Origin of the sequence: Anabaena sp. UHCC 0399 (genome assembly GCF_034931465.1) — a bacterium.
Classification (GTDB): domain Bacteria; phylum Cyanobacteriota; class Cyanobacteriia; order Cyanobacteriales; family Nostocaceae; genus Trichormus; species Trichormus minutissimus.
On record NZ_JAYGGZ010000013.1, the window covers coordinates 55,176 to 76,258 of the forward strand.

Consider the following 21,083-nt stretch of genomic DNA (forward strand, 5'->3'; position numbering starts at 1 on the left):
TTTTGAATTGATTCATTCCTAGCTCCTAGCAACATCCACCCAGGAAATCTCAACTATGTCTAGCCGACTTGAAGAATCTAGCCGTCACCTTTTAGAACAATGTCCCATTGGTCTTGTGCTTTACCGCCTCGATGGAACGCTGATTGACATTAACCCCGCCTATGCTGCCATTTTGGGGCGCACTGTCCCGGAAACTCTCAACCTCAACCACTGGCAAATCACTGCCGAGAACTATATCGCCACCGAGCGAGCCATGCTGGAAAACCCAGAACAAACTAGTACAGGTCAGCCGTATGAAAAGGAGTATATCCACAAAGATGGGCATTTAGTTCCAGTCAGGATCTGGGGACGGATGATTGAGCAAGATGGAGAGCAGCTGATCTGGTCGAGTGTGGAGGACATCAGCGACTTGAGAAAAGCCCAACAAGAACGCCAAAAAACCGAAAAAATCTTGAAACAGAATGAAGCAAGATACCGTTCTCTGCTCAAAACTAACACGCAGATTATTTGGGTTAGTTCACCAGAAGGAATTTGCTTTGAACTCAAAGACTGGATCGCCTACACAGGTCAAAGCCTAGCTGAAGCCGAGAATGGCGGTTGGATTGATGCCGTTCATCCCGACGATCGCGACTATACAGAAGAAGCCTGGAGTAATGCCGTAGCCAACCTCAGTTCCTATCAAATTGAATACCGCATTCGGGGCAAGGATGGCAACTATCGCTACTTTTGGGTTTGGGGTGCGCCTGTGATTGAAGATGACGGCAGTGTGCGGGAATGGATTGGCACTTGTACAGATATTCAAGATCGCAAATTGGCAGAAGCTGAAAATCAACGTCTTCAGGAGCGATACAGCTCTTTAGTGACCGCCTCCTCACAGATTGTTTGGGGAGCAACGCCGGCAGGAATGGCCATCAGCCGTGAAATGTTGACTTGGATGGCTTATACAGGTCAGACTGAGTCCGAAACTGAGGGTTGGGGCTGGATTGAAGCAGTCCACCCCGATGATCGCGATCGCTCCGCCAAAGTTTGGAGTGCAGCAGTGGCAAGCCGATGTATCTATCAAACCGAGTATCGGTTGCGTAGTCAGGACGGTCACTATCGCCACTTCTCGGTTTGTGGCGCACCTGTTCTAGAAGCCGATGGTAGCGTCCGGGAATGGATTGTTACTTGTGCCGACATTCATGAACGCAAGCTGACAGAAGCGGAAAATCAACGTTTATTAGATATGTTAAATCATTCCAGTGATGCCATTATTGTGCGTGACATGAATGACAAGATTGCTTACTGGAATCAAGGTGCAGAAAGTCTCTACAATTTGACCCGTGAACAAGTAAAAGACCAATCTATTTACACTTTTATTACCAAAACCTTTCCCAAACCCAAAGCAGAAATCTTCGCAGATTTATTAGAGCAAGGTAATTGGGAAGGAGAAGTGCAACACCTCACCTGCAACGGCAAAATGATCATGGTTCAGAGTCGTTGGACATTGCAAAGAGACTTCTCTGGAATGCCCTGCGCCATACTAGAAATCAATACTGATATTACTGCTCGCAAGCAAGCAGAAATCGCTCTCCGGCAACTAAACCAAGAACTAGAAGCCAGGGTTGCCGAAAGGACGGCAGCACTGCAAGATACCCTCGCAGAAGCCCAAGGGTTAAATGCCATCTTAGATAACTTAGCAGATGGTTTGTTGGTAGTAGACACCACCGGACAAATTACCCACTTTAATCCTGCATTTTTAAGTATGCACGGATTGACAGCCGCCGCACTCAAGGGACATTACCAAGAACTGCCGATCGCCGGTTTACCGAACCTGATTGAACAAACTCAGTCCCATCCCCAAGAGATATTTGCTGCTGAAATTGCACTGACTAAGGAACGTATTGGTCAGGCAGTAGCCACTGCCATCTTTAAGCGGACATTAGCTAACGAACCTGCTGCTTGTTTTGGTTCAGCACTGTTGATTCGGGATATAACAGCAGAGAAGGAAATCGACAAGATGAAGACTGATTTCATTTCCACAGTTTCCCACGAGCTGCGGACACCACTAACTTCTGTGCTTGGTTTTGCCTCCATCATTAAAGACAAGTTAGAAACCGATGTGTTCCCCATACTTCCTACTGAAGACCGCAAACTTCAGAAAACAATCAAGCGGGTGGGTGACAATCTCAATATTATTGTCTCGGAAGCAGAACGGCTGACATCTTTAATTAACGATGTTTTAGATATCGCCAAGATGGAAGCCGGTAAGGTGGAATGGCAGATGCAGCCAATCGATCCGGGTGAGTTATTAGATTGGGCAACTACTTCTACATGGGCATTATTTGAAAGCAATGGCTTGCATTTAATTAATGACATTGAAGATGGTCTACCTCAAATAGTGGGCGATCGCAACCGTCTGTTGCAAGTCTTGATTAACCTAATTTCCAATGCTGTTAAATTTACTCAATCTGGTTCTGTTACCTGTCGTGTCAAACAAGAAAACGAGGGTGTGTGCATCAGCGTCATCGATACAGGTATTGGCATTGCACCCGAAGACCAGCCGAAAGTATTCGAGAAATTCCGCCAAGTTGGTGATACCCTCACCGACAAACCCAAAGGTACAGGGTTAGGACTGCCCATTTGCAAACAAATCATCGATCATCACGGCGGTAGAATTTGGATGGAAAGTGAAGCTGGTCAAGGTAGCACGTTTTCATTCATTATTCCGACTTACAAAAGTGAGAATACAGCCAGTGCCAATCTAAATCTAGATGCGCTTGTGAAACAACTCAAAGAACACGTCATCAAGAAGAATGCTGTACTAAACGAAAACCGCAAAACTATTTTGGTTGTTGATGATGATGCCAACATTCGGGAACTGCTACGTCAACAATTAGAAAACGAAGGCTACAATGTTCGGGAAGCTAAAGACGGAGTGGATGCAATTCAACAGATCAAAATAGCCCGTCCCGATTTGATTCTTTTAGATGTGATGATGCCTCAAATTAATGGTTTTGATGTGGCAGCAGTCCTCAAAAATGATCCCCAGACAGCCGATATTCCGATTATTATCCTATCAATTATTGAAAATAAGGAAAGGGGCTATCACATTGGCATTGATCGCTATCTCACAAAACCTATCAACTCACAGCACCTTCTGAGCGAAATTGACTTACTACTTTCCCAAGGAACTTCTAGTAAAAAAGTATTAGTTGTTGATAAAAACGCGTCAACATTAAAAACTATATCTGATGTCCTGCAAACTCAGGGATATAACGTGATTGAAGCCTCCAATCCTCAAGAATGTATCCATAAAGCCCTCTCCGCTAAACCAGACATGATCATCCTCGATTCCATCTTCTCCGAAGAAACTGAATTAGTAAAAACCCTACGGTTTGAAAAAGAGTTGGAGAATGTCTTCTTTATCATGTTGTCAGATCGTTAATTTTAAGAGTGATGAGTAATGAGTAATGAGTAATGAGTGCTGAGTTGAAAGACCGCCCACAAGAGGCAGGGCTTTTATTACCAAGTATCTAAGTACCTAGTAAATCTTAAACTCTCCTCTTCCCTAATTCCCAATCTAAAATCTAAAATTAAAAATTTAAAATAGTATGACTCAAAAAATTCTCATTGTTGATGATGAACCTAACATCGTAATTTTAATGGAACAAGCCCTAGAAGCATTAGAAGATGAAGGTGTTGAATTTTTTACAGCCCGAAATGGAGAAGAAGCACTGGAAACTATTAAAACTGAAAAACCAGATTTAGTTTTTCTGGATGTAATGATGCCAAAAATGAGTGGTTTGGAAGTCTGCCAAATTGTAAAAAAAGACTTACAAATGAATGATGTCTACATTGTGATGTTGACAGCTAAGGGGCAAGAATTTGATAAACAAAAAGGCATGGATGTTGGTGCTGATCTCTATCTAACTAAACCATTTCGCCCGAAGGAAGTTCTGGAAAAGTCAATGCAGGTCTTGGGCTTTTGAAAAATCTGCCATCTAAAAATCATCATCTACTGCGTCATCATCTACCCATTCAGATGTACTGGTTTCCGATATGTCTTCACCTTCATCTGTAAATCGGATTATTTGCCCATCAAAAAATTGTGCTAGACGCTGGGCGGCGATCGCACATTCATCTGTTTCCCAACTGGCTAGAGGTGCTGGAGTAGGTGGGGGTGCTGGTGTTTTCGCGCCGCCTGTAAATTTTGCTGCTGGTTCTGATTTTGCTGATGTGGTTGGGGGTGGTGTAGCTGCTGGTGGTTTGTGGTTGTTGTAACTAGGTGGAGGTGACTGCTTGACTGTGTGAGAACCGTTACCGTTAGTTGGCGGTGTTTTCTTTGCACCAGGGGGAGTTGATGTATTAGCTTTTTCTAAACTGACTTGAATTTCTTGATTGAAGGTCTGTTGAAAAGCCGCCGTAATCATCGGTAAATCAGATTTCACTTTGTCAAACCACACGGGTTTGACACCAACACGCACTACAGCACCATCAAATTCAATTAAATGGCACATTTGACCTAACAAGGCACGTCTGGGTATTTGCTGAATATTACTCAATACCTGCTGCCAAATTTGGGCCAAATCAAGTTCTGCTGTCTCAACAGTTTCCTCGGTGGGTGGTAAGGGTTTCTCTTCTGGGGTGGAAGGAGACGGGGATGATGCGATAGGGAGGGCTACTTCTTCCTCTGGGATGGGGGGACGCAATGGAGTAACTGAAGAAGAAACTGGAGGCGGTGGAGTTGCTGGGGCGACTTTTTGAGGTGGGATTTGTGGGGGGACGGATGGACGCTGATCACTGGGGAATACTACGGGTAATACACCTGTAGCAACCGGCTGAATATTCGCACTGGGTAACAATCCTAGTAATGTCACCTCTAGCCATAATCGTGGCTGGGTAGTGTTTTTAATTTGCAGTTCTGATGTTTGTAGATGTTTTTGACCCAGCAGAATATTAGTTATGGGTAAAGGCTGGGCAGATTCAACTAATGCTTTCCAGGTTTGTTGGGTACAAGCAACTAAATCAGGACGATTAGGTGCGGTTTTAGCTATGAGTAAATCACGGTAGAAGGCAGCGAGATTTTGCAGAATGGTGAGAGGTTCTCGACCACGATCTAAAATTTGGCGCGTCTGTTCTAAAACTGCTTCTGGATGATCTTGAGCGATCGCATTTAACAATCCCAGCAAATCCTGTTCGCTGACTGCACCAACCAAATCCCAGACGCGTTCCTGGTTGACTTCCCCCGGTAATAAAGCTAACTGGTCGAGGAGACTTTCCGCATCCCGCAATCCTCCTTGGGACAGTTGACCTACTAGCCTCACAGCTTCTAGTGAAATACTAATACTTTCCTTGGAGGCGATCGCCATCAAATGCTTTACCATCGCCTCCAACTCAATCCGTCTAAAATCAAACCTTTGGCAGCGCGAAATAATTGTCGGTAATACCCGTTGCGGGTCGGTTGTAGCTAGTACAAAAACTACGTGTCTAGGTGGTTCTTCTAGGGTTTTAAGTAGCGCATTAAATGCCGCACTACTGAGCATATGGCATTCATCGACCACATACACCTTATAACGACACTGCACAGGGGCGAATTGGGCTTTTTCAATCAATTCACGGATATTATCAACACCAGTGTTACTGGCAGCGTCAATTTCAATTACATCTAATGAGTAACCTTTGGTAATCCCTTGACAAACGTCACATACGCCACAGGGTTCAGCCGTAGGTTTATCACCTTTGAGACAATTGAGAGACTTAGCCAAAATACGCGCACTGGAAGTTTTACCCGTTCCTCTAGGGCCAGTGAACAAATAAGCAGGGGCAATTTTAGCTGTACGGATAGCATTAATCAGAGTGGTAGCGATCGCTTCTTGCCCCACCAGTTCAGCAAAACTCTTTGGGCGATACTTGTGGTGCAGGGGTTCGTAAGACATGGATCAAAAAATTCTATGCCTTTGGTAGTTGACAAAGCCAAAAGCCTGACAAGTATACCAGTTTTAATCTTTTGACTAAACTTAGCGGTTGAGTAAGAATCTGTTTCTATCCCCACTCAGCACTCATAACTCATAACTCAGCACTCAGCACTCATTACTAATCTATGGTTAAAGCATTTTAAACTTTACTGCTCATGTTGACGACTGTGACATAACCTAGAAGAGACAATAAAACTCACCCAACTTATATACATTTTATTGGTCGGCGTAAAGCGAAGGGACAGTTCGATGACGTAAGTGTCCCATGTAGGCGTTGGCGTAGCCTCTCGTAGAGATGGTCTCCGACCGACCGGAGGTCATCGCTAGAATCTTAAGGAAAACAATAGTAGATGGTACAGCAAATGCTCAGGCGGTTAATCCAGTGGTTTAAAAGACTATTTCAAGGCTTGTTCGGTAAAAAATCAACTCCTGCAAAAGTTAGCGAAAATATCCCAGCACAACCTGCACCGCCTCTCACCGATACAGATTTAGAATTTCTGTTTACGGAATTTTTAGAAGGAGTACATCAGGCGCGGGGACAAACTTGGGCATTAAGGTGGCTACAAAATATTGAACATCGCGTCACAACTGAACGATGGATACAGTGGTTAAAGCAGTTTGGGGCAAAATTGCTAGCATCCCCTTCCCCCAACAATGAATTAGCTGCGCGGTTAGTGCAACTAGGGGAGTTGGGCGTGGGAGAAATAGGAGATGTAGCCTATGACTTGGGAATGCAGATGCTAACCCGCAATCAGGGTGAACCCATCTGGGAATATGACGGGCCTGATGCTATTAGTACAAATATACCACAAATAGATAATCAATCAACCCCAGATGTCTCTCCAGAGGAAGAATTACAAACCGTTACCCTTGATGAGTTGCTTGTGATGTTGCAACAAGATGAAAACTTACGGCGGCAAATGGCCGAACAACTGGCCATTGAAACAGATGATCCCCAAGTGATTGTTGAGACATTAGTCAATCAATATTATGCTACTAGTGAACCCAATACGGATTCGGTATGAATTGGGGAATGGGAAATGGGAAATGGGGCAGAAGTTATTCACTGCGTGACGCTAGCGCGAACAATTTTGAATTTTGTAGGCTTGCCTTCCCGTAGGGTATTTTGAATTTTGAATTTATATGCCCAATCCCCAGTCCCGATGAACAAAAACTAACAAAGTTTTGTATATTTTTTATAACTATATGACGGAAAACGCTGACAATTTCAGTATATTTCACGCAGATCATGATAGATTGCGATTTTTTCAGCACAACGATGGCTACAATCTAGGGTAAACAAAATCCAAGAGTATAGCAGATGCTCACTCGGCTATTGCAGTGGTTTAAAACAATAGAAACACACCCCGTTGCTAGTAACCAGATTGGTTCTTTTAAAGCTGCAAGGGAAGAGCAGGTGGTAGAATTGCCACCTGCATTGACTAATGCGGATCTGGAACTTTTGTTTACGCAGCTTTTAGAAGGTGTGTATCAAGGACGCGGACAGCAATGGGCAATCAAGTTTTTGCAGAGGATGGAAGACCGCATCAGTATTGATCGGTGGATAGATTGGCTGTTGGTCTTTGGTGAAAAATTACTCCTGTCGCCTGCGCCCAATCATCTAGTAGCCACAAAGATGGTGCAGCTAGGTGAATTGGATATTGGCAAAGTCGGTGAACTATCTTATGAAATTGGTATCCAGTTGTTGAATAGAGATTCTGATGAATTGCCCCAAGAGTATCAACAGCTAGAAGTAAGTGAAACTACTGAAATCGCCATAGATTCTCCTGGACAAGCATTAATCCGTAATTTGGGTGATCTTTTATGGGAGACGGAAGAACCAGAAATGGCGTTAAAAAGTGAGAATGAGGAAAATACCCAAATTCTCGCAGAAGGTAGTCCTCAATTCTGGACGGACGTTGCTGAAGAAGGTTATACAGAAACTACGGAAGAATCGTTTTGGCAAGATCCGCCTCAAGCAACTGAAGTGGTGGAAGAAAGTTATACGGAGAATTGGCAATACCAGCCGCAAGAAATTGAGTTTGTAGCACCAAGTGAGCCTGTTGTAGTTGCGACTATAGAAAACTTAGCAGAACTGAGTTGGGAATATCTGCCCCAAGAAATTGTCGTCTCTACTGAGGCGATCGCTATACCAGCCGAAGAAGATGTCATCAGTAACTTGAGTGAAGTGGTATTTGATGATTCAGCCACAGCATCAGGAGCAGTTGTATTATCCACTCAAGCTCACTGGGATCAATCCTTGGCTAATTTAGAGCCAGATGTTGCCGATACCTTAGATGAGTTATTGGTACGATTGGATCAAAGTACCAGTTTAGTTCAACATTTGGCGGCTAATCTAGCAGTCCAGCCTCTCCAACTCCCAGCTATTACAGGCGAGTTTCCGAGTCCTTTGGTGCAGGCGCAAGCATGGTTTTACCAAGGTTTGCAGCAGGCTAAAAGTGGTAATTTGGCAGAAGCGATCGCCTCCTATGAACAAGCAATTCAACTCAATCCCCACTCCCATGAATATTGGTTCAATCGGGGTTTAACTTTATTTCACTTGGAACGACTGACGGAAGCGATCGCCTCTTATGATCAAGCTATTGCACTCAAACCCGATTATTACAAAGCTTGGTATAACCGGGGGGGAACGCTGGGACAATTAGGATTGTTTGAAGAAGCGATCGCCTCTTTTCAGCAAGCGATCGCCATTCATCCTGATAATCCTGAAGTTTGGGCTAGTAAGGGTTGGGCAGAATTAAAGACGGGGCAAATTACCGAAGCCATAGCTAGTTATGACCAATCCCTCCAACTAGAACCCCAAGACGCAGAAAATTGGTATTACCGAGGGATCGCCCTTAGTGTCAACGAACAAAATCAAGCGGCAATCGCCTCTTACAACAACGCCTTAGAAATTCAACCAGACTTCCACGAAGCTTGGATTGACCGGGGTGTAGTGTTATTCAATTTAAAACAGTGGTCAGAAGCGATCGCCTCCTGGGATAAAGCCCTGGCGAGTCAACCGGATTTTTACTTGGCTTGGTATAATCGCGGTATCGCTTTAGACAACTTAATGCGACGAGAAGAAGCGATCGCCTCCTATCAGCAAGCTATAGCCATTAAGCCAGATTTTCACCTAGCTTGGTATAATCAAGCCGTAGCATTATTTCATTTAGAGAGATATTTAGAGGCGATATCTTCCTATGACAACGCCTTAAAAATTAAACTCGACTATTGGGAAGCTTGGATTGGTCGAGGTACATCTGTTGGTCAAATTAATACCGATGATTTAAATTTATTAACTGCGATCGCTTTAACACATCCTGCCTTAAATCAGGGTAGTTATGCGGGTAAAATAGCCAGTTATGAAGAAGGTTTAAAACACATTCGTTCCGACACGCATCCAGAAGGTTGGGGTAGATTACATCTAGCAATTGGTAATAGCTACTACGAACAAGGTAAAAAACAGCAGACATCCCGTAACTATTGGCGCAAAGCTTTAACAGAGTATAATCAGGCATTATTAACTCTCACCAGTCAAGATTTTCCACAATTACATTTAGATGTTTTACAATCTCTCATCAAAACACTTTTAGGACTTAGACAGTCAGCACAAGCACAAGATTTACTGCAACGCGGCACAAATTTATTACAACAATTACTCCGTGAACCAACTCGCTCTGATGACAGTAAAAAACAGCTAGCTCTCAAACTTGCTGGATTGGCACAAATGGTAGTAGATATTACTGTAGAAAATGGTGATTTAGTAGAAGCTTGGGAAATAGCAGAACAAGGTAAAAATTCTTGCTTAAATTTTTTACTATTTGGTGGAAATTCAAATATTGCTCCTCTCAATTATTCCTCCATTCAAACATTACTTAATCCCCAAACAGCAATTATTTACTGGCATATTAGCCCAGCTGCTCTACACACCTTTATTATTAAAGACCAAGCTCCCTCACCAATCTTGGTTTTTACACCCATAAAAGATGTAGAGCCAAACAGTACACCACTTCAGGATTTACCTTTACCAGAAGCAAGCAGACGGCTAATTGCCTTTGAAAATTGGCTAGAAGATTGGCAACGAGACTATCAAGAATATCGCCTACAAGCGCAAGATCAAACCAGCAAAAGTAATCATACTTGGCGGTTGGAAATGGAAGCGCGACTGTGGGAATTAAAAAACATTCTGGAAATTGACACAATTATTCAGGAACTAGAAGATATCACCCAATTAATCTTAGTTCCTCACCGTGATTTGCAACGGTTGCCTATCCATACTCTTTTTCAGATTAACTCAGAAGAACAGCCAAATTTAGAGTCAAACTTTAGCATCACCTATTTACCTAACATCCAAATAGGTTTATCTATACGAACTGCAAATATTTGGGATTTACAAGAGCAAGCATTACTAAGTATTGAATATCCTACAAATAGTAATCATTCTACCTTCAAATTTGCCAACCTGGAATCAGAAATTGTCAGCCAGATGTTTAATGAACCTCACCGTATTCAAGCACAAGCAGCAACTAAAGAGAACGTAGAAAATAATTTATTTGATAGATATTTTAGTAATTACAATGTCTTCCATTTTGCTGGACAGGTAATTAATAATCTTACTGAACCTAGCAAATCAGAAATAGCACTTGCAGGTGAAGATAAAATCACTTTAGCAGAAATCATTCAAGGTAATTTAGAAACATATAATTTAGTCACTCTCTCCGCCTGTGACACCACAATTACTAGTCCCCAAATCATTAATAGTGAGTATGTAAGTTTAGTCAATGGTTTTCTGGCTAAAGGTGTTCCCTCTGTCTTAAGTACACTCTGGACTGTAGAATCATCTGCTAGTGCTTTAGTAATTATAGAATTTTATCGCCGACTAAAATTATTGCGATCGCCAAATCTAGCCTTAAGTGCAGCCACAAAATGGCTAAGAGAATTAACAGCCTGGGAATTAACCCAATGGTATGAAGAATTACTTAATCAATTACATCCAGAAGAGTTAAAAATTAGGTCTTATGTAGCCACCCATCTTTATAGAATTAGTAAAATGGAGCGTGAGAAAAAACTGTACTCTCATCCTTACTATTGGGCAGCTTTTATAATTACAGGTAAACCCATTCAAAGTAATTTATAATTTTTAATTCGTAATTATAGATAATTTGTGAGAGCTAAAAAACCGGATTTATAAAATTTCGCAGTTCTGATAAATCAAATAAGATTGCTATATTGGCATATCAAAAATGTGTTGTTATCAATATGAATATTTCGCTTCATCAGTTGATTAAATGGTTAATTCTAACCTTGTTATTTCCTCTAGTATTTCTCAATGGTTGGTTGGTTTTTCGGTTATTTCAATATTTCCAGCCTCTAGTAACTATTTTTGTATTAGCAGCTTTATTAGCTTTTATTTTAAACTATCCTGTTTCACTGCTCCAGCAAAGAGGAATTAAGCGTAACTATGCTGTAGCCTTAGTCTTTTTTGTAAATTTACTGCTTTTAGTAACTGTTGGGATTATATTACTACCAATAGCACTAGAACAATTTAATGACATAGCAAAACTACTACCACAGTGGATAGATTCTAGTCAGGAAAAGATTAAGAATTTGAATGATTTATTTATTAGTGAAAAGTTACATATTGACTTGGGTGAAATTCTTACAAGAATCACTGATAAAATACCAGATGAATTGGAAAATATTTCCGATAAATTCGTTACCATTGTCATAGATACAATTGATAGTCTTTCTGAAGCATTAGTGACAATAGTTTTAGCTTTTTATTTTTTATTAGATGGGGAAAGAATTGGAGAAAATATATTTAATAAATCACCTTGGGCTTTTGTTAAAAAGCTAAGAGAACCTATTCAGAATAATTTACAAAATTACTTGATTGGACAAGGCACTTTAGCTTTGTTGATAGGAACTTTACAGACACTAATGTTCTTAGTTTTTCAAGTGCAGTTCGGGTTACTTTTTGGTTTGGGAATTGGGATTTTCAGTTTAATTCCCTTTGGTGATGTTGTGAGTTTAATTGTTATTACTTTAATCATCGCATCCCATGATTTTTGGTTAGCGTTGAAGGTTTTAGCGGTGGCTGTAATTATAGACCAAATTATTGACCAAGCGATCGCACCTCGGCTTTTAGGCAGTTTGACTGGTGTTAGACCCGTATGGGTGTTAGTTTCTCTATTGCTAGGAACTTATGTAGCTGGGTTGTTAGGCTTGCTGGTGGCTGTACCTGTTGCGGGTTTAATTAAAGATATTATTGATGACTGGGAATCGTTATCTGGTCAAACGGATGAGGGGATAGGGGATAGGTGACAGGTGACAGGGGGACAGCGTTTATTTACTTAGGAAATTTCACTGAGTTGCAAAATAAGCATAAAAATTATGCAATTTTTGCATTTACCCGGATGCGCTTTCTGCAATCTGATGGCATTCTCTATGGTTAGGAATAGAGTTGATGGCATACATCATCAGTACCCCGGCGTTCGCTGGGGTCTTTTTATTGGGAACGAGGTTTCATTTTTAATTTTTAATTTTTAATTGATTTGTCCCCAGTCCCTCATAAAACGTCTATCAATCCTATCTTTCCACTGCCAGAGGAGTTGATGAGGTGGTAAAGTTAAACAGCCTTTAGTTGCGATCGCACGTCCATCTCCTGTACCAATTAAACTGAGATATTGTTGCTGTGGTCTGTAGGCTTGGAGTGGTTGACCTGTTAACATCCGCCGCAGGTTTTCAAATAATGGCTTTCCTTGTCGCACCGCAAATACTCCCGCTTTGGGTCGGGGATGATTCTTCATTGTCGCAATGTCACCTGCGGCAAATACCTCTGGATGGGTGAGAGATTGTAATGTATCTTTGACTAAAATAAAGCCTTGGTCATCGGTGGCTAGTCCTGTGGTTTTTATCCATTGAGGGGCTGAGGCTTGCGTTACCCAAAATACTTTTTGACATTCTACTTGGAATCCCGATTCACATTTAACTGCAAATGATGCTTCTCTGTGAGGGGATGGTCCAATTTGACATACTGTTTCACCCAGATGTAATTTAACACCACGGCTGATTAAAACTTGCTGCACCTGATATTGTACAGATGGATGACGATGCGGCATCAGATCAGATTGGCGTTGAAATATATGAACTGCTAAATTTTGCAGTGGTTGTTGAGTTTGTTGTAAAATTCGATGCAAATGAGCTTGCATTGATAACGCTAATTCCACACCCCCAGCACCACCACCGACAATAACTATAGTGATTGGTTGTTGAGGATTTTGGGCAACATTTTCTAATAACTGATACCAATTTTCTAATAGTTTTTCTACTGGTTTAGCAGCAATTGCATATTCTGCTGCACCTGATACAGATATTGTGGCGGGAGTGCTGCCAATATCAATAGACAATAAATCAAAATCTACTGCTGGACGGTTAGCACAAATTATTTTGTGGTTGATTAAATCCAGGTCAACTGCTTGATCAAGATATAATTGTGCTTGGGCAAAATCAGCTAATTTTGGTAAGTTAATGTGACATTGGTCACGGCTATAAAAGCCAGCAATATGTCCTGGAAGCATTCCAGAGTAGGGTGTATCTGAAGTTGGAGTCATTAAGGTTAAGCGTACTCCAGTCAAAGGTTTCATGCCAAACATTTTCAGTACAATGGCATGACTATGACCACCACCAATTAATACTAAATCTTGTGCGATCGCCTGTATATTATGCTGCATACTTACTCACAAATATATGATTCTTCTTTTTGAAAATTTTAGTTTAATGACTATATTATTTTAAGTATTATATATTACTCACATTTTTTAGGCTGACGATATCAATTAATACTTTGACAATTAAAAAATATCTAATTTTCAAGGCTAAATCCTGGTCAGTTAGCTGAAAAATATTCCCCTAATCAAGCTTTTATCAACTGCATTATGGCAAATAGAATGTATCAATTATAACAAAAAATCGGGAGTTTCATCAGTTCTTATTTATATACACTGCCCTAGTTAGTGCTATTTGTATTTATGAAATTGTAAATAATAGTTATATTTACTACTACTCAAATTCTAATAATCTATGGAAAATAACAGCACTCTTAAAATCAATAAATATGTTGCTTATGTTTAACGTAATTACTAACTTTTATAATGCAACCACAAAGCAAATAATAAATAGTCATTTTTCTCTAACAAACATCCTCCATAATATACATTCCCATGCAGATAAACCTGAAAAGATTAGTCCTCATGTGGTCAGGCAAAAATGCAACCTATTAATTGAGTATTGGCAACAACAAAAACCTAAAGAACTGGTAGCACAAGTTTCTCAGTTAGAGACGTTAGCTCAAAATTATCCCCAATATTATGGGATGATTATTGAATTTCTGAGTGATTTTGTGCGAAATCACACTCCTTATATCTCTCAAGAAGGAGTTAATAGCAGCCCAAAACTAACAATAGGTGCAGAAATTCAAGCAGTAGTCACTGTAATTGCCAGAATAAACAGGAAAAAAGACTCGGAAAATACACAACTCGATTTAAGTCATACTGATTTGCGATGGGCAAATCTCAAACAGGCGAACTTAGAATGGACAAACTTATATCATGTGAATTTAGCTGGGGCTAACCTGAGTCAAGCAAACCTTTCTGGTGCAATTCTCAGTGCTGCTAACCTTTGTGGCGCAAACCTTTCTGGGGCTAATCTTTCTGGTGCAATTCTTAGTGCGGCTAACTTAAGCCAAGCTAATCTCACAGGGGCTAATTTATCTCAGGCAAATCTTTATCTAGCGAATTTGCATCAAGCCAGTCTTGATGATGTCATATTTAATGGGGCTAATCTCCGAGAAGCCAAATTTGCAAAAACAGATCAGGCTTAAAAAAATAAAAGTTCTATGATTAGTTAAGTAAAGACAATTGATCTGGCAAATAATATAAAATATTCATAACTTGCGACTGTTTGCGTAATCACCGCATCAGTAAATTCTTATGTTACAATAGTAAGACTATCTAAATAGTATATTACTTTCTATAAATTATAAGTAATAATTCTGTGTTGTGAGGAATATTACTAATATGTCTGCTAATCAGACAGACAAACTGTGGCGTTGGTTAATTGCCATAACAGTTACATTTGCCTGCTGTGTAACTCTCATTTTATTAGTGTTTTCAACTCCTGGAGAATTGTCAATTGAGCAACAATTGCAATACAGAAATCAAGGATTAACTACTATTGCGATCGCCTTTTTGGGATTAGGGATGGTAATTAACGCTTACTATACAGCTAAACGTGTAGATGCTATCCATAAAAGTGCGATCGCTAGTGAAAAAAATCTAGAAATTAATCTGCAAAATGCCAAACTATCCCAAGATAGATTAATTTCAGACCGCTTGATGGCAGCCATTGCCCAGTTAGGGCATGATAAAATTGAAACTCGCACCAGTTCCATTTATGTTTTAGAGAGAATTGCTCAGGATTTTCCGCAAGAACATTGGACAATCATGGAAATTCTCACAGCTTTTGTGCGGGAGAATGCTTGTATCAGGGACGCAGAAAATAGAGAGGAAGATTCACCCACATACCTGAGCCAATACAAAAACAATGAGCGTCGGATACAACCAGAAGAATCCCCGAAACTTCGTAGGGATATTCAAGCAGCTTTGACTGTGATTGGTAGACGTAATTCGCAGCAAGACGATGAAAATAGAAAACTAGATTTACGACATACTGATCTTAGACGAGCTGATTTGTTGGGGACTGATTTACAAAGATCAGATTTGCGGGGTTCAGATTTACGGGGGGCTGATTTACGTAGTTGTTACCTCAGTGAAGCCAACCTAGAGAACGTTAAATTAGCTAGCTGTGTTCTTTATGAAGCCAACTTGTCGAAAGCCAATCTCCAAGGAGCAAATCTACAAGGAGCAAATCTGAATCGGGCTGATTTGTATGGCGCAAATCTGCGGGGGGCTAACCTTGTAGGGGCGAGTTTACGTGCGGCTAACTTGCAGGGGGCTAATCTTTATAAAGCCAACTTACAACAAGCAAGTTTAAAAGTGGCTAACCTAACTGGGGCGAAGCTATTTCTGGCTAACCTGCAAGGGGCTAAATTGGGTAAAGCCAACTTGTATCTTTGTGGTTTAATTGGGGCTAACCTGAATGGGGCGAATCTTAATGGTGCTAACCTGTGTGGGGCGAACTTGAATGCGGCCAAATTAGAAAACACAGAAATTTTATTTGCTGACTTCACAGAAGCTAGTTTGACGGAAACAGATTTACATAAAGCCAACCTGATGGGCGCAAATCTGCAAAGAGCAAACCTTTATCAAACGAACCTGACTTATGCCAACTTAGTCGGAGCAAACTTAGCTGATGCTGACTTCTATGATGTGAAGCTAGAAGGAGCAATTTTGACAGGAGCGAAAAATCTAGCATCTCAACAGATTCGTATGGCAATTGGCGATCGCACAACGCGGTTACCAGATAACATCGAAGTACCTATACATTGGCCAAAGTCTAGTTAAAATGAGGAACTATGTTCTTCATCCCAACATTTGTTATCAAGCCACTGTCTCCCAGTATCTTCACAGTCAACTTTACTGTTAATCCAGGGAATTGAAGCAGGGTAGGTAGATTTATTTACAGGGTTTACAGGGAATAACAAAGATTTACCGAGCATAATACTAGCGGTTAAAAGAGCCGCCGCACAGGTTGTATAGACGAAAATTGTAGTAAAAACTTCCCAATAAATTTTACTTTTGTCCGGTTGTAAGCTATCTTTCATACTATTACTTACTCAAATTTTTAACAGTGATTTATGACAGTAATAAAATGGGAATCAATAAAGTAATATTCACTATCTCAAAGCTATTATTGGTAAAAAAGTTGATATTTTCTGTAATTTGAGAACTATATAATTACTGAACGGATGAAATCTAGTTTTGATATCAACTATTATCAGTTAAATTTATAGATAGGTTACTACCAAGAGCTTTAACTTAAGATTTTTACACTAAAAACAATATAAATAATTGTTGCTAATTATTGAGTTTTAAGTCCAATGAAAAATGGATAGAGAAGGTTATTACCTTACTATAGATAACTTTAGTATTTCTACTGAATAGAATTATTATTTTTTATGTCAAGAAAATATTAAGTCCAGGTAATTTTGGGACTGGAAAATTTACGTAGATTGAGGATGAGGTCAATTGAGTAGGACAAATATCAGTCGCGTAGTAGGCGATCACCTTTGTCGTATAGACTATTAGTGGCGCAGTGAGTTAGATTAGTGCTAATTTCAACCCTCTTATAAGTAATTGTGCTGTTAGTCCATCTCACTTCATTAAATAATCGTAATTCAGTGTTGCGTTCTGGGATCAAGCCGCAATTTTATCGACAGGAATATCCCAAAGGTGTATTTGCCATGCCGGTGATTCCCGATTACTACGTTTCTCATCAGTGGTTGCGCGAACTCAAACGTTCTGGCCAACGGAATATCTGTGGAGTTTATTTTCGGATTCCTGATGAACAGGATGTCTACGTTGGACATTACTACAATCGGACTCACTTACACACAACTATTTCAGAAGCAGCCGCCATCATTATGCAGGCTGATAATCCACAAGGTTACGAAGTGTTTATTCCCCGCAAAATAGCAGCCAATGAGATTCAACGCGTTAAAGCTTTACCGCAAGTTTTAGGTTGGCGATACTATCCAGAGGCGCATGGACATAAACCCTGTGGATGTCCAGCCTGTTTACTCAGAGGGGAAATTAAATCACAGAAAATTCGCCAAGCTTGGAACGCAGACGAAAAGTAGAAACGTAGCATTGTTATGTCTCTACTTCCAATCGCCTGGTGCTTGAATATAGATTATTTAGTACATACAATGTAATTACTTGTGTTAATAGTTAGACATCAGTATGGGTAAAGCTATCAGAACGCGGATCGTTAAAATCGGTAACTCTCAAGGTATCCGTATTCCTAAACCTCTATTAGAACATAGTGGGATTAGTGAAGAGGTAGATATAGAGGTGCAAGATAATTGTTTAATTGTGCGTGCAGCTTCTCGGAATCGTTCTGGTTGGGAGGAAGCATTTGCAAAAATGGCAGAACAACACGATGATGTTTTGCTAGATGAGGTAAGAGCTACAGAGTGGGATAATCTGGAGTGGGAATGGTAGCTAAACGGTTTGATGTGTTTTTAGTTAACCTTGACCCCACTGTTGGTAGTGAGATTCAGAAGACAAGACCGTGTGTAGTGATTTCACCTGATGAAATGAATCAATATATTGCCACAGTGATTGTTGCTCCAATGACTACGAAAGGTCAACTTTACCCTACTCGTGTTCTTTGCCAGTTTCAGGGTAAAGATGGACAAATTGTTTTAGACCAAATTCGCACGGTTGATAAAACTCGATTAGTTAAATATTTAGGTCAGATTAGTCCTGATGAACAAAAAACAGTTTTAGATACTTTAGCGGAAATGTTTGCAGAGTAATTAGGAATTACGAATTATTTCACCTTTGGGAACACCAAAAAATAAATTATCCGCAATTGATGGTTGGGTAGGGTGCGTCAGTATGAATAATTTCTGAGTATAGTTAGGTTCTATCGCACTGACGCACCCTACAGTTTGGATATTTTTTTATCTGGAAGTCCCTTTTCAAATATCATTAAATGTTGCTGGGGTAGCAGGTTTTTGGTTTCTCTCCACACTAACCCAACAGCTTGCATTTCTTTGCAGACTTGCTTTTGTGTCATCTTGTGCAGCCGCTTAATCATAATAAAGGGATTTTCACCCCGGTACTCTGCCAGCACCACCTTACCACCTGGTTTTAAAGCTTTGACAATTCCCTGCATGACTTCTTGGGGATACTCAAACTCATGGTAAGCATCCACCATCAATGCGACATCTACGCTATTGGGTGGTAAGTTGGCATCAGTGGGGGTTGCTAACACAGTCTCAACATTACTGATATTTTTCTCTTCCTGGAAAAACTCGATAATCTCTAACATTTCTGGCTGGATATCTACCGCCAACACTTTACCTTCAGTCAAGATAGGTGCAATGCGAAAACTTAAGTAACCTGTCCCAGCACCAATATCAGCAACTACATTATCAGGCTTTAAATCCAGCGCATTAATAATTTTACTTGGCTGTTCCTCCGCTTCCCGCCTGGGTCTTTCTAACCAACCTGCGCCTGTGTGATTCATGAACTTGGCAATTTCTCTACCCAGATAATATTTACCAATACCATCAGGACTTTGCGATCGCTGTTCATAAATAGTCACAGTATTTGCAGCTACAACATGAGTATCTAGCAGCAAACACCCGCAAATCATCCCCATAATTACCAGCAAACGCAAAACTTGATTGATCATTGGTGTGCCTAATTAAATCACAAACTGTTCCAACTCGCGCTGAAACCACTCTTGCCCAACTCGTTCTGCCACCAAAGGCCTAACAATAAACTTAGGTGGATTTCCCTCTTTCACATCAATCCGCACGCAGGAGTATGATAGCCGCTTTTCTAGACCCTGGCCATGACGACCAACATAAAGTAATGAGTCGGCAACTTTCCGTAGGGTACTACCAGACGTATGATGAAAAATTTCTGACAACTCAGTCCCCTCTCGACGCTGACGACGGGGACGATGACCGCTACCACCAGAGATAAGACAGTTGAGGTGAGAATCAGCGTGTCCAGTGTCTACGGTACGGAGATATTCTAAACAGTGGGCGTGACCATTGAAAATTAAATCTACTAGGGGACGGTCTGTTACTAGAGAACCAAGAGTTTTTGCCACTTGATTCAACACCTCACGTAGACGGTGACGCACCGCCAAAGTTTGGGCTTGATGCCATTTGCTGGCTTCGGTGACGTAGGGGGGATGGTGGAAAAAGATGATTCTTCCCCGGACTTCGGAATTGTGCCAAGACTCGATTAGTCTGCTGCGTAACCAGTCTAATTGTTCCCAGTCAGTCGGAGGGCTATCGTGAGAGGCAAGTTGTTTTTCAATATCAATTTTGATTTCGTTGATTTGGTCTAACTTCGCGCTGAAGTCATCAAGTTGTTCTGCGTCGCTGGGGTTATCGGGGTTGAGTTTGTCGCATTGTACTAAGATTTGTTCTTCTTCTCTATTTATTTCTTGGCGACGCTGTTGTAATTCCCGGCGGTACATATCTCCGGCTTTGGTGCTAGGGAGGGGAGAGGGTGTATTAAAGGTATTAGAATCAAGGGCAAAAAAATCTATCCCACCGTAACGGAAACTGTAATAACGGTTGGGAACACGGGTAAACTCTCCCGGTACGTAACGTAGACAGCGACCTGTGTCAGTTTTCGCGGTGTAGTGATTGTCTAAATGACGGTGTAATTCTTCTGAGGATGCGGCTGTAAGATAATCAAGAAAAGCCTTAGCATAGGCATCACCTTGATTAGAACCGTGCCAACCAATCTCAAAATCTTTGTAACGCAGCATTCGCCGCAGTCGTAAGGTGCTACCTGTGATTAAGCGGTACAAAAAAGGGACATCATAGTAATCGTGATTGCCCAGTACAGGCAAAAACGGTAAATTAAATGTCATGCGATCGTAAGCAATATTTTGGGGTTGCTCACCACCTACAAGAAATTCCCGGTATGGTTCGATAAAATTAGCTGGATAATATTCATGAGAACCCACAACATAAATGACATCGCCGGTGTGGAGTACAAAACGACAGTCGTCTTTGTGGGGAAGCATGAGTTCAGCGACTAATCTTTGGGGATGATTTCCGTAATGGGATTTTGTACCACTATCACCGATGACTAAAAAAGAAAATTCCGGGTTGTCGTCCCGGCCATCGTCTATCACCATGCTGGTTTGGTCAATTCCCCTTTGCTGGATGCTGGGATGTTTCCACCGCACTCGTTCTTTCATCTTTTGAATTTTGACTGGGATGGATGGTTCGGAAATCAATCTCATTGGTGATTATCTCCCAAGGGTATGTATAAAGGTGTAAGACTGTTGACTGTTGACTGTAAATATAGTTACTGTTGCGATCGCAAACGCTTCAGCGTTGATCAATGTTCATATTGTTTTTGTTAGGCTTTAAGCTTGAACATTTAGGCTTTGAGCTTCAAT

Annotated in this window: 15 protein-coding genes; 10 read left to right on the forward strand and 5 right to left on the reverse strand. The window is 40.9% G+C overall.

Going from position 1 to position 21,083, the window contains the following annotated elements; translation table 11 throughout:
• The first annotated feature begins 55 nt into the window (after positions 1 to 55).
• Both VB693_RS09675 and VB693_RS09680 read left to right on the forward strand, forming a co-directional pair.
• Positions 56 to 3,427, forward strand: a complete 3,372-nt coding sequence (locus VB693_RS09675) for a PAS domain S-box protein (RefSeq protein WP_323266070.1) — start codon at positions 56 to 58, stop codon at positions 3,425 to 3,427.
• Positions 3,428 to 3,593: 166 nt separating this feature from the next.
• A complete protein-coding gene (locus tag VB693_RS09680; protein WP_323266071.1) occupies positions 3,594 to 3,971 on the forward strand; it encodes a response regulator in 378 nt (125 codons plus the stop codon).
• Positions 3,972 to 3,983: 12 nt separating this feature from the next.
• On the opposite strand, the gene VB693_RS09685 is transcribed toward VB693_RS09680, so the two are convergent.
• Complete coding sequence (locus VB693_RS09685; RefSeq protein WP_323266072.1) at positions 3,984 to 5,918, reverse strand: DNA polymerase III subunit gamma/tau; 1,935 nt, start codon at positions 5,916 to 5,918, stop codon at positions 3,984 to 3,986.
• A 389-nt stretch (positions 5,919 to 6,307) separates the two neighbouring features.
• Between VB693_RS09685 and VB693_RS09690 the strand changes: the two genes are divergently transcribed.
• From VB693_RS09690 to VB693_RS09700, 3 genes are all read left to right on the forward strand, one after another.
• The gene (locus VB693_RS09690; RefSeq protein WP_190706349.1) at positions 6,308 to 6,982 is read left to right on the forward strand and encodes a hypothetical protein; all 675 of its coding nucleotides are present in this window, start codon (positions 6,308 to 6,310) and stop codon (positions 6,980 to 6,982) included.
• A gap of 296 nt (positions 6,983 to 7,278) precedes the next feature.
• Positions 7,279 to 11,097: a CHAT domain-containing protein gene (locus VB693_RS09695; protein ID WP_323266073.1), complete on the forward strand. Its 3,819-nt coding sequence runs from the start codon at positions 7,279 to 7,281 to the stop codon at positions 11,095 to 11,097.
• A gap of 122 nt (positions 11,098 to 11,219) precedes the next feature.
• A complete protein-coding gene (locus VB693_RS09700; protein ID WP_323266074.1) occupies positions 11,220 to 12,284 on the forward strand; it encodes an AI-2E family transporter in 1,065 nt (354 codons plus the stop codon).
• Positions 12,285 to 12,505: 221 nt separating this feature from the next.
• Here the strand turns inward: VB693_RS09700 and VB693_RS09705 are convergent, their stop codons facing one another.
• Positions 12,506 to 13,693 carry an FAD-dependent oxidoreductase gene (locus VB693_RS09705; protein WP_323266075.1) on the reverse strand — a complete coding sequence of 396 codons (1,188 nt, stop codon included), beginning with the start codon at positions 13,691 to 13,693 and terminating at the stop codon, positions 12,506 to 12,508.
• Between the two features lie 392 nt (positions 13,694 to 14,085).
• Here VB693_RS09705 and VB693_RS09710 point away from each other — a divergent pair, with 392 nt between their 5' ends.
• Together VB693_RS09710 and VB693_RS09715 are read left to right on the forward strand one after the other, a co-directional pair.
• On the forward strand, positions 14,086 to 14,841 hold the full coding sequence (locus VB693_RS09710; RefSeq protein ID WP_323266076.1) for a pentapeptide repeat-containing protein: 756 nt from the start codon (positions 14,086 to 14,088) through the stop codon (positions 14,839 to 14,841).
• Positions 14,842 to 15,037: 196 nt separating this feature from the next.
• Complete coding sequence (locus VB693_RS09715; RefSeq protein ID WP_323266077.1) at positions 15,038 to 16,483, forward strand: pentapeptide repeat-containing protein; 1,446 nt, start codon at positions 15,038 to 15,040, stop codon at positions 16,481 to 16,483.
• Here VB693_RS09715 and VB693_RS09720 read toward each other — a convergent pair.
• A complete protein-coding gene (locus tag VB693_RS09720) occupies positions 16,480 to 16,743 on the reverse strand; it encodes a hypothetical protein (protein WP_323266078.1) in 264 nt (87 codons plus the stop codon). The genes VB693_RS09715 and VB693_RS09720 overlap by 4 nt on opposite strands.
• A gap of 534 nt (positions 16,744 to 17,277) precedes the next feature.
• Here VB693_RS09720 and VB693_RS09725 point away from each other — a divergent pair.
• The 3 genes from VB693_RS09725 to VB693_RS09735 all read left to right on the forward strand — a co-directional run bounded on the left by VB693_RS09725 (position 17,278) and on the right by VB693_RS09735 (position 18,459).
• A complete protein-coding gene (locus VB693_RS09725) occupies positions 17,278 to 17,778 on the forward strand; it encodes a hypothetical protein (protein ID WP_323266079.1) in 501 nt (166 codons plus the stop codon).
• A 103-nt stretch (positions 17,779 to 17,881) separates the two neighbouring features.
• Positions 17,882 to 18,142: an AbrB/MazE/SpoVT family DNA-binding domain-containing protein gene (locus VB693_RS09730; protein ID WP_323266080.1), complete on the forward strand. Its 261-nt coding sequence runs from the start codon at positions 17,882 to 17,884 to the stop codon at positions 18,140 to 18,142.
• On the forward strand, positions 18,136 to 18,459 hold the full coding sequence (locus tag VB693_RS09735; RefSeq protein ID WP_323266081.1) for a type II toxin-antitoxin system PemK/MazF family toxin: 324 nt from the start codon (positions 18,136 to 18,138) through the stop codon (positions 18,457 to 18,459). Before VB693_RS09730 ends, VB693_RS09735 begins: the two co-directional genes overlap by 7 nt.
• Before the next feature lie 128 nt (positions 18,460 to 18,587).
• Here the strand turns inward: VB693_RS09735 and VB693_RS09740 are convergent, their stop codons facing one another.
• Both VB693_RS09740 and VB693_RS09745 read right to left on the reverse strand, forming a co-directional pair.
• Positions 18,588 to 19,304: a class I SAM-dependent methyltransferase gene (locus VB693_RS09740; RefSeq protein WP_323266119.1), complete on the reverse strand. Its 717-nt coding sequence runs from the start codon at positions 19,302 to 19,304 to the stop codon at positions 18,588 to 18,590.
• Positions 19,305 to 19,355: 51 nt separating this feature from the next.
• Positions 19,356 to 20,924 carry a metallophosphoesterase gene (locus VB693_RS09745; protein WP_323266082.1) on the reverse strand — a complete coding sequence of 523 codons (1,569 nt, stop codon included), beginning with the start codon at positions 20,922 to 20,924 and terminating at the stop codon, positions 19,356 to 19,358.
• Between the last annotated feature and the right edge of the window lie 159 nt (positions 20,925 to 21,083).

Bases quoted from the DNA above. Each gene is read 5' to 3' on its own strand.
- VB693_RS09745 (WP_323266082.1), bottom strand. From the start codon at position 20,924: ATGAGATTGATTTCCGAACCATCCATCCCAGTCAAAATTCAAAAGATG.
- VB693_RS09710 (WP_323266076.1), top strand. From the start codon at position 14,086: ATGTTTAACGTAATTACTAACTTTTATAATGCAACCACAAAGCAAATA.
- VB693_RS09680 (WP_323266071.1), top strand. From the start codon at position 3,594: ATGACTCAAAAAATTCTCATTGTTGATGATGAACCTAACATCGTAATT.
- VB693_RS09685 (WP_323266072.1), bottom strand. From the start codon at position 5,918: ATGTCTTACGAACCCCTGCACCACAAGTATCGCCCAAAGAGTTTTGCT.
- VB693_RS09740 (WP_323266119.1), bottom strand. From the start codon at position 19,304: ATGATTTGCGGGTGTTTGCTGCTAGATACTCATGTTGTAGCTGCAAAT.
- VB693_RS09695 (WP_323266073.1), top strand. From the start codon at position 7,279: ATGCTCACTCGGCTATTGCAGTGGTTTAAAACAATAGAAACACACCCC.
- VB693_RS09730 (WP_323266080.1), top strand. From the start codon at position 17,882: ATGGGTAAAGCTATCAGAACGCGGATCGTTAAAATCGGTAACTCTCAA.
- VB693_RS09735 (WP_323266081.1), top strand. From the start codon at position 18,136: ATGGTAGCTAAACGGTTTGATGTGTTTTTAGTTAACCTTGACCCCACT.
- VB693_RS09715 (WP_323266077.1), top strand. From the start codon at position 15,038: ATGTCTGCTAATCAGACAGACAAACTGTGGCGTTGGTTAATTGCCATA.
- VB693_RS09675 (WP_323266070.1), top strand. From the start codon at position 56: ATGTCTAGCCGACTTGAAGAATCTAGCCGTCACCTTTTAGAACAATGT.
- VB693_RS09705 (WP_323266075.1), bottom strand. From the start codon at position 13,693: ATGCAGCATAATATACAGGCGATCGCACAAGATTTAGTATTAATTGGT.
- VB693_RS09690 (WP_190706349.1), top strand. From the start codon at position 6,308: ATGGTACAGCAAATGCTCAGGCGGTTAATCCAGTGGTTTAAAAGACTA.
- VB693_RS09700 (WP_323266074.1), top strand. From the start codon at position 11,220: ATGAATATTTCGCTTCATCAGTTGATTAAATGGTTAATTCTAACCTTG.
- VB693_RS09720 (WP_323266078.1), bottom strand. From the start codon at position 16,743: ATGAAAGATAGCTTACAACCGGACAAAAGTAAAATTTATTGGGAAGTT.